General features: G+C 70.1%; 14 protein-coding genes. 10 read left to right on the forward strand and 4 right to left on the reverse strand.

All coding sequences use genetic code 11. The features are described from left to right. Window positions 1-112: 112 nt before the first annotated feature. Genes DEJ14_RS08695 through DEJ14_RS08705 form a run of 3 tightly spaced genes read left to right on the forward strand, consistent with a single transcriptional unit; the run spans window position 113 to window position 3,397 of the window. Window positions 113-1,363 (forward strand): RNA polymerase sigma factor, encoded by a 1,251-nt coding sequence (locus tag DEJ14_RS08695; protein ID WP_111086390.1) that lies wholly within the window; start codon window positions 113-115, stop codon window positions 1,361-1,363. Window positions 1,364-1,367: 4 nt separating this feature from the next. Next, a complete protein-coding gene (locus DEJ14_RS08700; protein ID WP_111086389.1) occupies window positions 1,368-2,627 on the forward strand; it encodes a MurT ligase domain-containing protein in 1,260 nt (419 codons plus the stop codon). Continuing rightward, on the forward strand, window positions 2,624-3,397 hold the full coding sequence (locus DEJ14_RS08705; protein ID WP_111086388.1) for a type 1 glutamine amidotransferase: 774 nt from the start codon (window positions 2,624-2,626) through the stop codon (window positions 3,395-3,397). The genes DEJ14_RS08700 and DEJ14_RS08705 overlap by 4 nt, the downstream gene beginning before the upstream one ends. Before the next feature lie 137 nt (window positions 3,398-3,534). Here DEJ14_RS08705 and DEJ14_RS08710 read toward each other — a convergent pair whose 3' ends face one another. Continuing rightward, window positions 3,535-3,759 (reverse strand): DUF7455 domain-containing protein, encoded by a 225-nt coding sequence (locus DEJ14_RS08710; protein ID WP_071255055.1) that lies wholly within the window; start codon window positions 3,757-3,759, stop codon window positions 3,535-3,537. Window positions 3,760-3,927: 168 nt separating this feature from the next. On the opposite strand from DEJ14_RS08710, the gene DEJ14_RS08715 reads away from it, so the two are divergent. After that, complete coding sequence (locus DEJ14_RS08715) at window positions 3,928-6,054, forward strand: DNA gyrase/topoisomerase IV subunit B (protein ID WP_111086387.1); 2,127 nt, start codon at window positions 3,928-3,930, stop codon at window positions 6,052-6,054. A 162-nt stretch (window positions 6,055-6,216) separates the two neighbouring features. Here the strand turns inward: DEJ14_RS08715 and DEJ14_RS08720 are convergent, their stop codons facing one another. Further along, window positions 6,217-8,703: a DNA gyrase/topoisomerase IV subunit A gene (locus tag DEJ14_RS08720; protein ID WP_111086386.1), complete on the reverse strand. Its 2,487-nt coding sequence runs from the start codon at window positions 8,701-8,703 to the stop codon at window positions 6,217-6,219. Between the two features lie 26 nt (window positions 8,704-8,729). Here DEJ14_RS08720 and DEJ14_RS08725 point away from each other — a divergent pair, with 26 nt between their 5' ends. After that, on the forward strand, window positions 8,730-9,896 hold the full coding sequence (locus DEJ14_RS08725; RefSeq protein ID WP_111086385.1) for an alkaline phosphatase family protein: 1,167 nt from the start codon (window positions 8,730-8,732) through the stop codon (window positions 9,894-9,896). A 28-nt stretch (window positions 9,897-9,924) separates the two neighbouring features. Here DEJ14_RS08725 and sepH read toward each other — a convergent pair whose 3' ends face one another. After that, entirely contained in the window at window positions 9,925-10,950 is a 1,026-nt protein-coding gene (sepH, locus tag DEJ14_RS08730) for a septation protein SepH (RefSeq protein ID WP_181437628.1), read from the reverse strand. A 276-nt stretch (window positions 10,951-11,226) separates the two neighbouring features. On the opposite strand from sepH, the gene DEJ14_RS08735 reads away from it, so the two are divergent. Continuing rightward, on the forward strand, window positions 11,227-11,526 hold the full coding sequence (locus DEJ14_RS08735; RefSeq protein WP_031263038.1) for a DUF4193 domain-containing protein: 300 nt from the start codon (window positions 11,227-11,229) through the stop codon (window positions 11,524-11,526). 127 nt (window positions 11,527-11,653) lie between these two features. Here the strand turns inward: DEJ14_RS08735 and DEJ14_RS08740 are convergent, their stop codons facing one another. Further along, window positions 11,654-12,085 carry a DUF3093 domain-containing protein gene (locus DEJ14_RS08740; protein WP_111086383.1) on the reverse strand — a complete coding sequence of 144 codons (432 nt, stop codon included), beginning with the start codon at window positions 12,083-12,085 and terminating at the stop codon, window positions 11,654-11,656. 66 nt (window positions 12,086-12,151) lie between these two features. Between DEJ14_RS08740 and dut the strand changes: the two genes are divergently transcribed. The 4 genes from dut (at window position 12,152) to acnA (ending at window position 17,140) form a co-directional block, all read left to right on the forward strand. Continuing rightward, the gene (gene dut / locus DEJ14_RS08745; protein ID WP_111086382.1) at window positions 12,152-12,643 is read left to right on the forward strand and encodes a dUTP diphosphatase; all 492 of its coding nucleotides are present in this window, start codon (window positions 12,152-12,154) and stop codon (window positions 12,641-12,643) included. Beyond that, window positions 12,640-13,377 (forward strand): DUF3710 domain-containing protein, encoded by a 738-nt coding sequence (locus DEJ14_RS08750; RefSeq protein WP_258373346.1) that lies wholly within the window; start codon window positions 12,640-12,642, stop codon window positions 13,375-13,377. The genes dut and DEJ14_RS08750 overlap by 4 nt, the downstream gene beginning before the upstream one ends. Window positions 13,378-13,402: 25 nt before the next feature. After that, window positions 13,403-14,194 (forward strand): DUF3159 domain-containing protein, encoded by a 792-nt coding sequence (locus DEJ14_RS08755; RefSeq protein ID WP_111086381.1) that lies wholly within the window; start codon window positions 13,403-13,405, stop codon window positions 14,192-14,194. 129 nt (window positions 14,195-14,323) lie between these two features. Next, window positions 14,324-17,140 carry an aconitate hydratase AcnA gene (gene acnA, locus DEJ14_RS08760; protein WP_111086380.1) on the forward strand — a complete coding sequence of 939 codons (2,817 nt, stop codon included), beginning with the start codon at window positions 14,324-14,326 and terminating at the stop codon, window positions 17,138-17,140. Window positions 17,141-17,198 lie beyond the last annotated feature (58 nt).

Below are 17,198 nucleotides of genomic sequence, written 5' to 3' on the forward strand. Positions count from 1 at the left end.
TAGTGCTGCCCGGAACGGTAGGACTCGACGACGCGGGGGACTGCGGCTCGGGCCCTGGGCGGCGAGGGAGGCCACGACCCCACGAACGTGGCACGACGAGAGAGGTGATCGCATGGCTGCCCGGAGCACGACGATCGATCCCACGAAGGACACTCAGCCCGAAGGTGCTGTGGCAGAGGACGCCACGGACACCGAGGGAACCGCCGCGCCGAGGAAGCGCGCCACCAAGGCCCCCGCCAAGAAGGCCCCGGCCAAGAAGGCCGCCCCGAAGGCGAAGAAGGTCGACCCCGTCGACGAGGCGAACGAAGCCACCGACGAGCCGACCGAGGACGTCGAGGACACCGACGACAAGGCGATCAAGCCCGACGCCGCCGCTGCGGTCGCCGCCGGCGCGCTCGTCATCTCACAGACCGACGACGACGAAGCCCCGGTCTACTCCACGACCATCACGGGTGCGACCGCCGACCCGGTGAAGGACTACCTCAAGCAGATCGGCAAGGTCGCCCTGCTCAACGCCGAGCAGGAGGTCGAGCTCGCGATGCGCATCGAGGCCGGCCTGTTCGCCGAGGACAAGCTGCAGCACTCGACCGGGCTGACCAAGCCGGCCGAGCGTGAGCTGCGCTGGGTCGCCCGCGACGGTCAGCGCGCCAAGTCGCACCTGCTCGGCGCGAACCTCCGCCTCGTGGTGTCGCTGGCCAAGCGCTACACCGGCCGTGGCATGCAGTTCCTGGACCTCATCCAGGAGGGCAACCTGGGCCTGATCCGTGCGGTCGAGAAGTTCGACTACACCAAGGGCTTCAAGTTCTCGACCTACGCGACGTGGTGGATCCGCCAGGCGATCACCCGCGCCATGGCCGACCAGGCCCGCACCATCCGCATCCCGGTGCACATGGTCGAGGTCATCAACAAGCTCGCTCGTGTCCAGCGCCAGATGCTGCAGGACCTCGGTCGCGAACCCACTCCGGAAGAGCTCGCCCGCGAGCTCGACATGACCCCGGAGAAGGTCGTCGAGGTGCAGAAGTACGGTCGCGAGCCGATCTCCCTGCACACGCCCCTGGGCGAGGACGGCGACTCCGAGTTCGGTGACCTCATCGAGGACACCGAGGCAGTCGTACCGGCCGACGCGGTGGGCTTCACCATGCTGCAGAAGCAGCTCGAGAGCCTGCTCGACTCCCTGTCCGAGCGCGAGGCGGGCGTCATCCGCATGCGCTTCGGCCTCGGTGACGGCCAGCCGAAGACCCTCGACCAGATCGGTGACACGTTCGGCGTGACGCGTGAGCGCATCCGTCAGATCGAGTCCAAGACGATGGCGAAGCTCCGCCACCCGTCGCGGTCGCAGTCGCTGCGCGACTACCTCGAGTAGGCCGATGCGGTTCTTCATCCCGATCCTGATCGGGCGGATCCTCCGTGCCCTCGCGCGAGCGCGGGGCGGGGGATCCGCGTACCCCGGCTTCATCGTGCTCAAGCTCGTGCCGGACTTCCTGCAGCAGGTGACGAAGCAGTTCCCGAACGGCGTCGTCTTCGTGCTCGGCTCGAACGGCAAGTCGACGACCACGCACATGATCTCGGACATCGTCCGGGCGCACGGGCTCCGGGTCTTCACGAACCCGTCCGGGGCGAACCTGCCGCAGGGCATCGCGTCGGCGCTGCTGTCCGAGGTGTCGCTGACCGGTCGCCTGAAGGCGGACATCGGCATCCTCGAGGTCGACGAGGCCTTCGCGGTCGAGCTCGCCGGCATCCTGTCGCCGTCCACGGTGACGATGCTCAACGTGCAGGTCGACCAGCTGTACCGGTTCTTCGAGACCGAGCGCGTCGCCGACATGATGCTCGACACCGCGGCACTGTCCACGGCGAACGTCATCACGAACCGCGACGACCAGTTCCTCGACGCCTACGTGGCGCGCACCGGCCAGCGCGTGCTGCGCTTCGGTGCGAGCGCCGAGGTCGTCGCCGCGGCGCCGAACGGCCTGCAGAACGCCGACGACTTCGACCGGCAGGACGCCCAGCCGAACGTCGCCGAGTCCGAGGTCGTCGTGAACACCGGCGACGGTGCGACGATCCGGTACGACGGTGCCGACATCGCGGTGCGCCTGCCCGCACGCGGCCTGCACTACGCGGTCGACGCTGCTGCTGCCACCGCCACGGCCAGCGCCGCACTCGGCACGCAGTTCCGGGCCGACGCCGTCACGAAGGCCTTCGGCACGATGAAGCCGGCGTACGGCCGCGGCGAGCGACTCCCGATCGCCGGCGAGTCCGCCGAGTTCACGATGTTCAAGAACGCCGCGAGCCTCCAGCTCAACCTCGACGCGCTGCCGGACCGCCCCGAGCAGGTCCTCATGGCGATCGACGAGGGCACGCCGGACATCTCGTGGATCTACGACATCGACTTCTCGAAGCTCGACCACGTCGACGTCGTCTCCGGTGACAAGGCCTGGCAGATCGCGATCGCCCTCGAGCACGCCGGTGTCCGCATCGGTCGGGTCGAGCCCGACGTCGAGGCAGCGATCAAGCACATGGAGCAGCTCGGGTCGACGACCAACGGGACGAAGAACTTCATCGTCAACTACGAGATCATGATGATCGCCCGCAAGGCCCTCGGCCACCCGGACATGGAGAAGACCGCATGACGGCCGACCGGTTGACCATCCTGCACGTCTACCCCCGGCAGATGGGTGTCTCGGGGGACCGCGGCAACGTCGCAGCCCTCGTCCGCCGTGCCGCCGCAGCCGGCCTCGACACCGAGGTGCTCGAGTACGCGCCCGGCGACGACCTGCCCGCCGCGGCCGACGTCGTCGTCATCGGCAACGGCCCGCTCAGCGCGATGCGCTCGCTCGGTGCCGACGTCGCCCGCATCGCCGCTCCGCTCCGTTCGTTCGCGAGCGACGGCGTGCCGGTCATCGCCGTCGGCGGCGGGTTCGACCTGGCGACGAACGAGGTCGTCCCCACCGAGGGCGCTCCGCTCGCCGGGTTCGGCGTGTTCGACGCCCGAGCCGTCCGCGGGGCCGAACGTCGGGTGAACTACTTCGTGCTCGAGACCCGCTACCCGCTGCTCCCCGGTGCGCCGAAGCGGCTCGCCGGCTTCGAGGACCACGCCACCACGATCGAGCTCGCGGCCGGGGTCACCCCGTTCGCCGACGTCGTGTCCGGCGGCGGCAACCAGGCCGGGCAGCCGGTCGAGGGCGCGATCGTCGGCACGTCGTTCGGCACGCACACGCAGGGGCCGATCCTGCCGCTCAACCCGCAGCTGACCGACGGTGTCCTCGCCGCGGCCGCCGCACGGCTGGGCCGCGAGTACGCGACGGACCCGGAGCGGACGGCGACCATCGACCGCTACGCCCGCGAAGCGCGCGCGACGGTCGACCGCTACGTCGACAAGGCGTTCAAGCGCATCGCGTGACGCCCACGAAGGCCGGGTCCCGACGGGACCCGGCCTTCGTCGTCTCGGCGCGTTCTGAGACGGGCGACAGACAGACGGGAGGCCCGGTGCCAGCTGGCACCGGGCCTCCCGTCTTGCTGTGCTCGCGCCTTCGCGCGCTACTTCGACTCGTAGAGTCGGCTGCTCTCGTCGTGCCACTCGATGGCGGTCGCCGCGAGCTTGTCCTTGAACTCGGCGCCGTGGTGCGCGCAGAAGAAGAGCTCGCCGCTCGACATGGTGGCTCGGATGTAGGCCTGCGCTCCGCAGCTGTCGCAACGGTCGGCGGCGGTCAGCTGGTGGTTGCTGACTTCGTCGATGGAGGGGTCCTGCACGGTCTGGGTCATTGCTGTGCTCCTCACGGATCGCAGGTGGTGCCGGGTGGTTGCACCATTTCAACACGTGATGCCTGAGAACGATGCATTGTGCAGCGCTGTTTCGCTGAGCGCGGATCGGTTGTCCCCAGTGCGAGTGTCCACGCCGAGGGTGTCGGTAGCGCTCGGTAGCATCGGACGGTGAGCTCCGACTACTCCGCACGCCATCTCTCCGTCCTCGAAGGGCTCGAGGCGGTCCGGAAGCGTCCGGGGATGTACATCGGTTCGACCGACTCCCGTGGGCTCATGCACTGCCTGTGGGAGATCATCGACAACTCCGTCGACGAAGCCCTGGCGGGGCACGGCGACGAGATCGGTGTCGTGCTGCACGCCGACGGGTCGGTGGAGGTCCGCGACACCGCCCGCGGCATCCCGGTGGACGTCGAACCGAAGACCGGTCTGACCGGGGTCGAGGTCGTGTTCACCAAGCTGCACGCCGGTGGCAAGTTCGGCTCCGGGTCCTACGCTGCCTCCGGTGGTCTGCACGGCGTCGGCGCTTCGGTGGTCAACGCCCTGTCCGAGCGCCTCGACGTCGAGGTCGACCGTGGCGGCAAGACCTACGCCATGTCCTTCCACCGCGGCGAGCCCGGCACGTTCGACGACATGAAGGGCATCGGTCCGGACGCCCCGTTCAGCCCATTCACCTCGGGCAGTGAGCTGCGGGTCGTCGGCAAGGTGAAGAAGGGCGTCACTGGCTCCCGGATCCGGTACTGGGCCGACCGGCAGATCTTCACCGCCGATGCGCGGTTCAGCACCGACGACCTGGTCACCCGGGCACGGCAGACGGCGTTCCTCGTGCCCGGGCTCGGCATCACGATCACCGACGAGCGCGTGTCCTCGATCGAGGCCGCCGCTGCGCGTGCCGAGGCGACGGGGACCGCCGTCGAGGCCGGCCCGGTCGTCGAGCGCTTCCGCTACGAGGGCGGCATCGGTGAGTTCGTCGAGCACCTCGCGGCCGACACCGCCGTCACCGACGTCTGGCGCGTGCAGGGCACCGGGACCTTCACCGAGACCGTCCCGATGCTCGACGACAAGGGCCACATGGTGTCCACCTCGGTCGAGCGCTCCTGCGAGGTGGACCTCGCGCTGCGGTGGGGCGACGGCTACGAGACGGTGTTCCGCAGCTTCGTCAACATCATCGCCACGCCGAAGGGCGGCACGCACCAGGCCGGCTTCGAGTCCGGTCTGGTCAAGGCCGTCCGTGCGCAGGTCGAGGCGAACGCCCGCAAGCTCAAGGTCGGGCAGGACAAGCTCGACAAGGACGACGTGCTCGCCGGCATGACCGCCGTGCTGACCGTGCGACTGCCCGAGCCGCAGTTCGAGGGGCAGACGAAGGAGGTCCTCGGCACGCCGGCGGTCCGCAAGATCGTCGACCAGGTCGTGTCGAAGCGCATCACCGAGATCCTGACGTCGACGCAGCGCACCGAGAAGGCCCAGGCCGCGACCCTGCTCGAGAAGGTCGTCGCGGAGATGAAGACCCGCATCTCGGCCCGCGCCCACAAGGAGACGCAGCGCCGGAAGAACGCGCTCGAGAACTCCTCGTTGCCGACGAAGCTCGCCGACTGCCGGTCGCAGGAGACCGAGGGTACCGAGCTCTTCATCGTCGAGGGCGACTCAGCCCTGGGGACCGCGAAGCTCGCACGCAACAGCGAGTACCAGGCGCTGCTGCCGATCCGCGGCAAGATCCTCAACGTGCAGAAGGCGTCCGTGTCGGACATGCTGTCGAACGTCGAGTGCGCGTCGATCATCCAGGTCATCGGCGCCGGTTCCGGCCGGACGTTCGAGATCGACCAGGCGCGCTACGGCAAGGTCATCATCATGTCGGACGCCGATGTCGACGGTGCCCACATCCGCACGCTGCTGCTCACCCTGTTCTTCCGGTACATGCGACCGATGATCGAGCAGGGCCGGGTGTTCGCGGCCGTGCCGCCGCTGCACCGGGTCGTCGTCGTGAACCGCGGCAAGCCGAACGACACGCTGTACACGTACTCCGAGCAGGAACTGCAGACCGTGCTGAAGAAGCTCGAGAAGACCGGCAAGAAGTACCAGGAGCCGATCCAGCGGTACAAGGGCCTGGGCGAGATGGACGCCGACCAGCTCGCCGAGACCACGATGGACCGAGCGCACCGCACCCTGCGGCGGGTGAACATCACCCATGCCGAGAGCGCGGCGAAGGTGTTCGAGCTGCTCATGGGGAACGACGTGGCCCCGCGCAAGGAGTTCATCCTGGCCGGCGAGGGTCTGGACCGCGACCGCATCGACGCCTGACGCCCGCGGCGCTGGCCCGAGTCTCGGCGGCGCTGGCCCGAGTCTCGTGGTCAGCGACTCGTCTCGGGCTGCGTACTCCGAGTTCGGTCGCGCAGCCCGAGTCTCGGTGCCGCCAGCGCGCCACGTCGCTCTCGCGGAAGGATGCCGGAGCGCCGCCGCGCGCTACGCGTCGCCAGCGGTCCCGTCGAGCGCCGCGGCGCTCCCGCCGATCGAGCCGATGACGGCCTCGAGCGGCGCACCCGACCCGTCACGCTTCGACAGCCAGTCGGGCAGGGTCCGCGCCGCGCCGTCCGTGCCGACCGCGTGCGGGGGAGCGATGCCCGCCCAGCCCACGGTGAGCCCGTCCTCGCCCTTCAGGAACGCGTGCGCCCGGACACCCTGGGTCGCCCGGCCCTTGGCGGGGAACTCGGACAGCGCGGAGACCTTGGCGCGACCGGAGTCCGTGCCGGGCAGTGCCGTCGAGGTCGTGGACACCGTGGCGACCACGGCGTCGTCGGAACGGGCGACGGACCCGAACCAGATCACCGAGGAACCGGACGCCAGCGCCATGCCCGCGACACCGCCGGCCGGCAACCCCTGAGCACGGACGCCGGACGCGGGGAAGCGCAGCAGCTGGGCGTTCGAGCTGATGAACACCAGGTCGTCGGACTCGGGTGCCTGGGCGGCACCGACCACCGCGTCGCCGGGCTTCAGGCCGATGGCGATGAACTCGGGCTTGTCGGGCCAGGTTCCGGGGACGACGCGCTTCACGACACCCTGCGCGGTCCCGATGGCGAGGGAGTCCGACGAGGCGCCGGACAGGTCGACGAGTGCAACGACCGTCTCGCCCTTGGTGAGCACCAGGAAGTCGGTGACCCGCACCCCGGCGTCGAGGCGGACCGCGGCGGGCGGCACCGCCGGCACGTCGACGGGGGAGAGCCGCAGGACCCGCCCGGTCGAGGTCAGCGCGCCGACCTGGCCCCGGACGGTGCTCACCACGGCGGACCGGACGGCGTCGTGCTTGGAGCGCTTCGGCACGCGGACGATGCTGAGCTCCGACGTCGGGATGTCGACGCGGATGAGCCGTCCGGTGGTCGAGAGGAGCACGCGGCACGGCGAGTCGGCGACCTGGAGGGACTCCGGGTCGACCGCGGCCTTGCGACCGCCCTTGACGGGAGCGTCGGCCTCGGTGAGCAGCGTGCGGCGCGGGGTGGCGAATCTGTCGGACACCTCGGTGAGCTCGAGCGCGACCTGGGCACGCAGCCGTTCGTCGGACGCCAGCAGTTCTTCGAGGGCGGCGATGTCGGCGAGCAGCTGGTCGCGCTCGGACTCGAGCTCCATGCGCGAGAACTTCGTCAGGCGTCGGAGCCGCAGCTCGAGGATGTACTCGGCCTGCACCTCGGACAGGTCGAAGACGTCACGGAGCCGGCTCCGTGCGGCCTCGGAGTCGTCCGAGGTGCGGATGACCTGGATGACCTCGTCGATGTCGAGGATCGCGATGAGCAGTCCCTCGACCAGGTGCAGCCGCTCGCGGCGACGCGCGAGCCGGTACTCCGACCGCCGGGTGACGACCGAGAGGCGGTGCTGCACGTAGACGTCGAGCAGCTCGCGCAGCCCGAGGGTGCGGGGCGACCCGCCGACGAGTGCGACGTTGTTGATGCCGAAGCCGTCCTCGAGCGGGGTGTGCTTGTACAGCTGCTCGAGCACCGCCGTGGGGTTGAAGCCGCTCTTGATGCCGATGACGAGCCGGAGCCCGTGGTTGCGGTCGGTCAGGTCGTTGACGTCCGAGATGCCGACGAGCTTCTTGGACTGGACGCCGTCCTTGATCTTCTCGATGACGCGCTCGGGACCGACCAGGTACGGCAGCTCGGTGACGACGAGTCCGACCTTGCGCGGGGTGAGGTTCTCGACGCTCACCTTCGAGCGCGTACGGAACGTGCCGCGCCCGGTGGCGTAGGCGTCGCGGACCCCGGAGAGCCCGACGATGGTGCCGCCGGAGGGCAGGTCCGGCCCCGGCACGAACTCCATCAGCTCTTCGAGGGTGGCCTGCGGGTTCATCAGCAGGTGCTTCGCGGCCTCGACCACCTCGCCCAGGTTGTGCGGCGCCATGTTCGTCGCCATGCCGACCGCGATGCCGGACGCGCCGTTGACGAGCAGGTTCGGGAACGCCGCCGGCAGCACGCCGGGCTGCATGATCTGGTTGTCGTAGTTCGGGACGAAGTCGACGACGTCCTCGCCGAGGCCCTCGGTCATGGCCATCGACGGTTCGGCCAGGCGTGCCTCGGTGTACCGGGCTGCAGCGGGACCGTCGTCGAGCGACCCGAAGTTGCCGTGGCCGTCGATCAGCGGCACGCGCATCGTGAACGGCTGCGCCATCCGCACCAGGGCGTCGTAGATCGCGCCGTCGCCGTGCGGGTGCAGCTTGCCCATCACCTCGCCGGTGACGCGGGCGCTCTTGACGTGCCCGCGGTCGGGCCGCAGGCCCATCTCGGCCATCTGGTACAGGATGCGCCGCTGGACGGGCTTCAGGCCGTCGCGCGCATCGGGCAGCGCCCGCGAGTAGATGACGGAGTACGCGTACTCGAGGAAGGAGCCCTGCATCTCCTCGGAGACGTCGACGTCCTCGATGCGCTCACCGTCGGGCAGGCCGACTGCGTCCGTGCGTGCCATGGCACCTTTCTGGAAGACTCGTTGGAATGGGAACCAGCGTACCGACGGCCCCCGACGCCGCCGCCAACCTCGCCGACGTCTTCCCGAGTTGCCTCGTCGCACTCGGGGCTGCGGACGGCGCGTGGTCGCGTGACCACGGCCTGGAGGCCCGGATCGCCCTCCGTCCCGCCCGTTCCGCGATCGTCGTCCTGGTCGACGGCCTCGGGAGCGCCGCGCTGTCGGCTCGCGCCGGGCACGCCCGCTGGCTGACGGCCGCGAAGGGGTCCGGCACCGCGAAGAAACTGCGCAGCGGGTTCCCGACCACGACGGCCGCGGCACTGAGCACCCTGACCACCGGACGGTCGCCCGGCACGCACGGCATCGTCGGCTACAGCGGCTGGAACCCGGACACCGGCGCCGTGATGAACCTGCTCGGCGGGTGGGACACCGAGGTCCCCGCGGACTGGTTCCTCACCGAGACGCTCTTCACCCGCGCCGCGGAGCTCGGCGTCGACCCCGTCGTCGTCGGCCCCGACCGGTACCGGGCGTCGGGCATGACCGCGAACGTCCTCGGCGGCGCACGGTACGTGTCGGCGGACACGATCCCGGAGCGCATCGACGCCGCCCTGGCCGAGACCGCAACCGGGCGGTCGCTCGTGTACCTGTACGTGCCGGAGCTCGACTCGATCGGCCACAAGTCCGGGTGGCAGTCCGACCGGTGGACGGCCACGCTCGAGCTGCTCGACGGTGAACTCGCCCGCCTCGACGCCGGCGGTGCGCCGGACGTCGGCGTCCTGGTCACCGCGGACCACGGTGTGCTCGACGTGCCCGACCACGCGAACATCGCCATCGACCCGCTCCTGTTGACGGACGTCGTCGGGGTGGCGGGCGATCCGCGGTGTCGTCAGCTCACGGTGGCGCCGGGCACCGACGTCCGCGGGCTCGTCGGGGCGTTCCGGGCGCGCTACGGCAAGAAGGCGTACGTCGCGAGCCGCGACGAGGCGATCGCCGCCGGGTGGTTCGGTGCGGTCTCGCCGCAGGTGGTCCCGCGCATCGGCGACGTCATCGTCGTGGCACGCGGGTCGTGGGCGTTCAACGACGACCGCGCGCTGCGCGACGGCGAGGTCCCGAAGCGCATGATCGGCCAGCACGGCGCGATGACCGACGAGGAGACGTTCGTCCCGCTGCGGCTCGCCGGCGCGTTCGCGCAGTAGCAGCCGGCTGCGGATCAGTCCGAGCTGATCAAGCCGGGTCCTCCGGGCGGGTGCCGAAGACGATCTCGTCCCAGCTCGGCATCGACCGGCGGTTGCGCTTCTTGCGCTCCGCACGGCCCTCTGCTTCGGGCGCTGACGCCGGACGGGCGTCGGCGGACGGCGGCACGGTGTCGCCCTCGGGCTCGTCCTCGAACCCCTGCAGCGGGATGTCGACGACGCTGATCGAGGTGCCGCGGGCCGGCTCGTCACGCTGCTCGCCGAACGATGCGGCCTCGCGCTCCCCGCGGCGGCGGCGCAGCGCCTCGAGCAGGTCGGCGGTCTCGTTGCCGGGTGCGCGCTCCTCGACGGCCGCCTGACCGATGCGGGGCAGCGGTGCACGGAGCGGGGCGCGGTCGGGGACGTCGGGGTTCGTGACGGCCTCGTCCTCTTCCTCGACGCGGAAGGCGCCGGAGTCGAAGCGGGTGCCGTCGTCGTCCTGCTGCTCGTACTCCACGGCGCGCAGGCGGGGCGCGATGCCCTCGTCGTCGGTGTGCGAGAGCCGGTGCGCGTCGCCGTTGTCCGGCACGAGCGTCGACGTCTTCGGGTCGAAGCGCCACTGGGCGTCGTGCTCGACCTCGGCCGCGGTGTAGCGGACCCGGACCTGCCAACCGCTCTCCGGGTGCTTCCACGAGCCCCAGCTGATCGCGGTGGCTTCGCCGGCCTCGAGCTTCGCGGTGATCGCCGCGCCGAAGGTGTCGGGGGCCTCGTCGTCGACCGGGGTCACCGGGACGCGGTGCGAGGCGTCGAGGACGAACGCGCGCTCGGCGAGCACCGGGCCCTCGAAGCGTCGGACGTACTCGACGTCGACGTCGAGCGCGGCCGCGACGTCGACGGCGTCGGCACCGCCACGGATGCGTGCCTGGACGTCCTTGGGGGAGACCCGCTTCTGCGGACCGGCGTCGGGGTTGGCCTGACGGACCTGCCCCGGCAGCGAGGACGTGACGGGCAACCGGAACTCGGTACCGCCGTCGGTCGCCAGGAGGAGTGCGCCTGCCTCGACTCCGATGACTCTCACGTCTTGCATGGTCCAGCCTTCCCAGCGTCGCGTACGGTCGTGCGTCGTACCCCGTGAGTATGCAGTGGTCGCGGACGGTTTCCACGGAGGCGCACGGGCGTGCCGCGGAGTCTGCGCATCAGTGGCGACGGGTGTCGGGAATGTCCCGATCCGGTCACGGGTTGCAGCGCCGTGACGACCCGCCGCAGATCTCGGTTTGCACTCTGGCGGGACGTAGTGCAAACTGTCGCCGCCGATCACCCGGCGACGACCTCTCGATACGAGAAATGGATGGGCATGGCCACCGATTACGACGCCCCCCGGAAGACCGATGACAACTCCGATTCGGAGTCGATCGAGGCCCTCAAGGAGCGCGTTCCCGACAAGATGTCGGGGGTCGTCGACGATGATTCGGACAACCCCGGCAGCTTCGAACTCGCCGGGCAGGACCTGAGCGACGTCGACCTCGACGTCGTGGTGCTGCCCCCGCAGGTCGATGAGTTCACCTGCGTCGAGTGCTTCCTCGTGAAGCACCGCTCCCAGCTCGACCACGAGTCGAAGCTCGGGCCGGTCTGCGCGGAATGCGCAGCGCTGTAGCGGACACAGCCGCGGCGCTCTCGACGCACCGATCACCGAAGGCCCCGCATCCTCCAGGATGCGGGGCCTTCGTCGTACGGTGCGGGGCGGACGCGCGCCGGGCCTCCCGTCCGCCCGTCGCGGTCCGTCAGGACCGGAGCGCCTCGACCACCTTGGTGGGCTGCCGGACGCTGACCAGCCAGTAGGGCGTCGGGTCGGCGTCGTCGCGGACCTCGACCTTGACGACCCCGCGCACGTAGCCGCGGAAGAGCGTCCACGCTCGTGCGTCGAGCTTCGGGCCGCGCTGCGTGGTCGCCTCGGCGCCCTCGAACGCCTCGACGCTGCCGACGAGTGCGCGGGGGAGGTGCGCCTTGCCGGCGCGGAACTCGCTGTCCGTGACCTCGATGGTGGGTGCGAGTGCCCACAGGAGCACGAGGACGCCGAGCTCCATGCCGATCGCCACGAGCACACCGGCGAGCACGCTGATGGGCAGGAACACGAGCAGGGTGGCGGGGATGACGAGCGCCGTCGCCAGGTACAGGGCGGGCGGGGCCCAGAGTCGTTCGCGGTACAGGGTCACGGGTCCATTCGACCACGACTCGGGGCAGGTCACGGTCGGGTCACGTCTCTGCACTACCCTCGACACGTGACCGAACCAGTCGACGTCCTCTGGACCGGGGAGAACCGCCCCGGACACGCCCACCCCGGCGACGCCGGTGCCGACCTCGTCTCGACCGAGGCCTTCGTGCTGCAGCCGGGCGAGCGCCACCTGGCCGCGACCGGACTGCGGATCGCGCTCCCCGAGGGGTACGCCGCGTTCGTGGTCCCGCGCAGCGGGCTCGCCGCCAAGCACGGCATCACCATCGTCAACAGCCCGGGCACGGTCGACTCCGGGTACCGCGGGGAGATCAAGGTCTCGCTGCTCAACACCGACCGGTCCGAGCCGTACGAGGTGCACGTGGGTGACCGCATCGCACAGCTGATCGTCATGCCCGTGCCGCGGGTGACCTACACGCACGTCGAGGAACTCCCCGACAGCGTCCGGGGCCAGGGTGGCTTCGGCTCGTCCGGCTACGGTGACCGGAGCGGTGCCGTGACCGGCGCCGCCGATGATGTTCAGGAAGGAACGCGCGCATGAAGTTCGGTCGACGCAAGCGTGACGAGGGCGAGGTGGCCGAGGTCGAGGTGGCCGAGGCCGTCGCCGACGAGGTCGAGATCGCGGACACGACCCCCGAGGTCGACATCGCGACGGACGCCGACGCGGACCTCGACGAGGTCGACGGGGTCGCCCCGACGGACAAGTCCGCACCCGAGGACCGTGCCGAGAACGGCCCGCACGACGAGACCGAGGCGAACCTGGTCCGTCCGTACGTCGACCTGGGCGGCGTCAAGGTCCTGCCGCGCGAGGGCCTGCACCTGCGCCTCGAGGTCGAGGAGGGCTCACAGCGCGTCGTCGCGGTCGGGCTCGACTACGACGACTCGACGCTGCAGGTCCAGCCGTTCGCCGCACCCCGCTCGACAGGTCTGTGGCACGAGATCCGCGCACAGATCGCCGAGCAGATCGAGCGCCAGGGCGGTGTCGTGACCGAGGTCGACGGCCCGTTCGGCCCCGAGCTCCGTGCGTCCGTGCCCGTCGCGGTCGACGGGGACGGCGGCACCGCCGGCGTCCGGCCGGCCCGCTTCGTCGGCGTCGACGGCCCGCGCTGGTTCCTGCGCGGCGTGATCGCCGGCAAGGCCGCCGAGCAGCCCGACGACGCGAGCGAGATCGAGGAGCTGTTCCGCACCGTCGTCGTCGTGCGCGGCACGACGCCGATGCCGCCGCGCGACCTCATCCCGCTGCACATGCCGAAGTCGACGCAGACCGCGATCTGACGACCTGACCCGCCCTGGAGGCACGGTGCCGGAACACGACGACACCCACCGACCCGAGACGGCCGGGTCCGAAGCCGTGCCCGCGTCCGCTGGGAGCCCTGACGCTGCGTCGGCTGCGCCGTCGTTCTCATCGCAGTTCCGCGACGCGGTGCAGAACGCGGGCATCGCCCGCGTCGCCCCTGGCGAGGCGCCCTCCGGGCGCGCCCTGCTCGGAGCGGTCGGCGGGATCCGCGGGCTCGCCGAGTCGGTGCTGCCCGGGTTCGCGTTCCTCGTCGTCTACGCGATCACGAAGGAGCTCGTGCCGAGCGTCGTGATCCCCGTCGTCGTCGGCCTGGTGTTCGTCGTGCTCCGCCTGGTGCAGCGACAGTCGCTGACGATGTCCTTCGCGGGCATCCTCGGCGTCGCGGTGTCGGCCGGCCTCGCGCTCATCACCGGACGCGCCGAGAGCAACTTCATCCCGGGCATCATCATCAACTCGGTGTGGTTGGTCGGGCTCCTGGTGTCGCTGGCCGTCCGCTGGCCGCTCATCGGTCTGGTCGTCGGGTTCCTCCTGCCGGCGAACGAGGACGGCTCGCACGTCGACTGGCGCGCCGACCCGGTCAAGCGCCGCGTGCTGACGGTCGCCACCTGGATCTGGGTCGGGCTCTTCGCACTCCGCCTGGCCGTCGAGGTGCCGCTCTACCTCACCGCGCAGGTCGAGCTGCTCGCCGGCCTCAAGCTCATCCTCGGTGTCCCGCTCTACGCCGCCGTGCTCTGGGTCACGTGGCTGCTGGTGCGCACCGTGTTCGTGCGGAGGGACGACGCCGCCACGGTGTAGAGTTGTCTCGACATCAAGAGACTTTCCCGTCCGGCGCTCCGGCGTCAGCGGGATTAGGTTTGCCTTGCTGGTGGGACGGACCACGGCCCGCGATGATGAGGGCAAACCGATCAGTAGGGAGGCGGCACGGTGGCTGCAGTCAATAGCTTCGGCTCGAAGGACACACTGTCGGTTGGGGGTGTCGACTACGCGATCCACCGGATCGACACGGTGCCCGGGCACGAGAAGCTCCCGTACAGCCTGAAGGTGCTGCTCGAGAACCTCCTCCGCACCGAGGACGGCAAGAACGTCACCGAGGCGCAGATCCGCGCGCTCGGCTCCTGGCGCCCCGACGCCGACCCGGACACCGAGATCCAGTTCTCGCCGGCGCGCGTCGTCATGCAGGACTTCACGGGGGTGCCGTGCATCGTCGACCTCGCCACCATGCGCGAGGCGATGGCGGACATCGGCGGCGACCCGAACAAGATCAACCCACTGTCCCCGGCCGAGATGGTCATCGACCACTCGGTCATCGCCGACCTCTTCGGCAGCACGGACGCACTCCAGCGCAACACCGACCTCGAGTACGAGCGGAACGGGGAGCGCTACCAGTTCCTCCGCTGGGGCCAGACCGCGTTCGAGGACTTCAAGGTCGTCCCGCCGGGCACCGGCATCGTGCACCAGGTCAACATCGAGTACCTGGCGAAGGTCACCTACACGCGTGACTTCGACGGCGAGACCTACGCCTACCCGGACACCCTCGTCGGCACCGACTCGCACACCACGATGGTGAACGGGCTCGGCGTGCTCGGCTGGGGCGTGGGCGGCATCGAGGCCGAGGCAGCGATGCTCGGCCAGCCGGTGTCGATGCTCATCCCGAAGGTCGTCGGTTTCAAGCTCTCCGGTGAGATCCCGGCCGGCGTGACGGCGACCGACGTGGTGCTCACCATCACGCAGGAGCTCCGCAAGCACGGTGTCGTCGGCAAGTTCGTCGAGTTCTACGGCGAGGGCGTCAGCGCCGTCCCGCTCGCGAACCGCGCCACCATCGGCAACATGTCGCCCGAGTTCGGTTCGACCGCGGCGATCTTCCCGGTCGACGACGTCACGCTCGACTACCTGCGCCTGACCGGTCGCGACGAGGCGCAGATCGCCCTGGTCGAGGCGTACTCCAAGGCCCAGGGCCTGTGGCACGACGCCTCGGTCGAGCCGGCGTACTCCGAGTACATGGAGCTCGACCTCTCCACCGTCGTGCCGTCGATCTCCGGGCCGAAGCGTCCGCAGGACCGCATCGAACTGTCCAAGGCGAAGGACCAGTTCGAGGTCGACCTGAACAACTACACGACCCCGAGCGAGCAGACCGACCTCGACGACGCGGTGGAGGAGACCTTCCCGGCCTCCGACCCGATCGCCGCGGGCTCGACCAACGAGGACACCAACCTGCACGAGCACGTCTACGTGTCGAGCGCCCCGTCGACGGCCTCGGCCCCGACGAAGGTCGCGATGGACGGGGCCGACCCGTTCACGATCGACCACGGCGCCGTCGCGATCGCCGCGATCACCTCGTGCACGAACACGTCGAACCCGTCCGTCATGATGGCGGCCGGCATCCTCGCGCGGAACGCCGCCGCCAAGGGCCTGACCTCGAAGCCGTGGGTCAAGACGACGCTCGCCCCCGGGTCCAAGGTCGTCACCGACTACTACGAGAAGGCCGGTCTCACCACCTACCTCGAGCAGCTCGGCTTCTACACGGTCGGCTACGGCTGCACCACCTGCATCGGCAACTCGGGCCCGCTGCCCGAGGAGATCTCGCAGGCCGTGCAGGACAACGACCTCGCCGTCACCGCGGTGCTCTCGGGCAACCGCAACTTCGAGGGGCGCATCAACCCCGACGTCAAGATGAACTACCTGGCGTCCCCGCCCCTGGTCATCGCGTACGCCCTCGCCGGGTCGATGCACTTCGACTTCGACAAGGACGCCCTCGGCAAGGACCAGGACGGCAACGACGTCTACCTGCAGGACATCTGGCCCGACGCGGCCGAGGTGCAGCAGGTCATCGACGAGTCGATCGACACCGAGATGTTCACCCACGAGTACGGCTCCGTGTTCGAGGGCGACGACCGCTGGAAGAACCTGCCGACCCCCACGGGCGACACCTTCGAGTGGGACCAGGAGTCGACCTACGTGCGGAAGCCCCCGTACTTCGAGGGCATGACCATGCAGCCCGACGCGGTGTCGGACATCTCCGGCGCCCGCGTGCTGGCGAAGCTCGGTGACTCGGTCACGACCGACCACATCTCGCCCGCCGGCTCGATCAAGGCGGACAGCCCGGCCGGCAAGTACCTGGCCGAGCACGACGTGGACCGCAAGGACTTCAACTCCTACGGCTCGCGTCGCGGCAACCACGAGGTGATGATCCGCGGCACGTTCGCGAACATCCGCCTGCGCAACCAGCTGCTCGACGGCGTGGAGGGCGGCTACACCCGTGACTTCACGACCGCCGACGGCGAGCAGTCGTTCATCTACGACGCCTCGCAGCACTACCAGGAGCAGGGCATCCCGCTCGTCATCTTCGGTGGCAAGGAGTACGGCTCGGGCTCGTCGCGCGACTGGGCGGCCAAGGGCACGAACCTGCTCGGCGTCCGCGCCGTCATCACCGAGAGCTTCGAGCGGATCCACCGCTCGAACCTCATCGGCATGGGCGTCGTCCCGCTGCAGTTCCCGGCGGGCGAGTCGGTCGAGTCCCTCGGGCTCGACGGCACCGAGGTCGTCTCGATCTCGGGGCTGACCGAGCTGAACGAGGGGCGCACCCCGAAGACCGTGCACGTCACCGCGACGCCGAGCGAGCACTCGCCCGCCGGCAAGCAGCCGGTCGAGTTCGACGCGGTCGTCCGCATCGACACCCCGGGCGAGGCCGACTACTACCGCAACGGCGGCATCCTGCAGTACGTGCTCCGGTCGCTCGTCTGACGCGACCCGGATACTGCCTGGAGGCGCGGTGCCAGCTGGCACCGCGCCTCCAGTCCGT

The sequence above is a fragment of the Curtobacterium sp. MCJR17_020 genome (genome assembly GCF_003234365.2).
GTDB lineage: Bacteria > Actinomycetota > Actinomycetes > Actinomycetales > Microbacteriaceae > Curtobacterium.

What these genes read in the sequence shown, in the direction of transcription:
- DEJ14_RS08705 (WP_111086388.1), top strand. Translation starts at nt 2,624, where the DNA reads ATGACGGCCGACCGGTTGACCATCCTGCACGTCTACCCCCGGCAGATG.
- DEJ14_RS08720 (WP_111086386.1), bottom strand. Translation starts at nt 8,703, where the DNA reads ATGGCACGCACGGACGCAGTCGGCCTGCCCGACGGTGAGCGCATCGAG.
- DEJ14_RS08735 (WP_031263038.1), top strand. Translation starts at nt 11,227, where the DNA reads ATGGCCACCGATTACGACGCCCCCCGGAAGACCGATGACAACTCCGAT.
- DEJ14_RS08750 (WP_258373346.1), top strand. Translation starts at nt 12,640, where the DNA reads ATGAAGTTCGGTCGACGCAAGCGTGACGAGGGCGAGGTGGCCGAGGTC.
- DEJ14_RS08695 (WP_111086390.1), top strand. Translation starts at nt 113, where the DNA reads ATGGCTGCCCGGAGCACGACGATCGATCCCACGAAGGACACTCAGCCC.
- DEJ14_RS08700 (WP_111086389.1), top strand. Translation starts at nt 1,368, where the DNA reads ATGCGGTTCTTCATCCCGATCCTGATCGGGCGGATCCTCCGTGCCCTC.
- DEJ14_RS08710 (WP_071255055.1), bottom strand. Translation starts at nt 3,759, where the DNA reads ATGACCCAGACCGTGCAGGACCCCTCCATCGACGAAGTCAGCAACCAC.
- DEJ14_RS08725 (WP_111086385.1), top strand. Translation starts at nt 8,730, where the DNA reads ATGGGAACCAGCGTACCGACGGCCCCCGACGCCGCCGCCAACCTCGCC.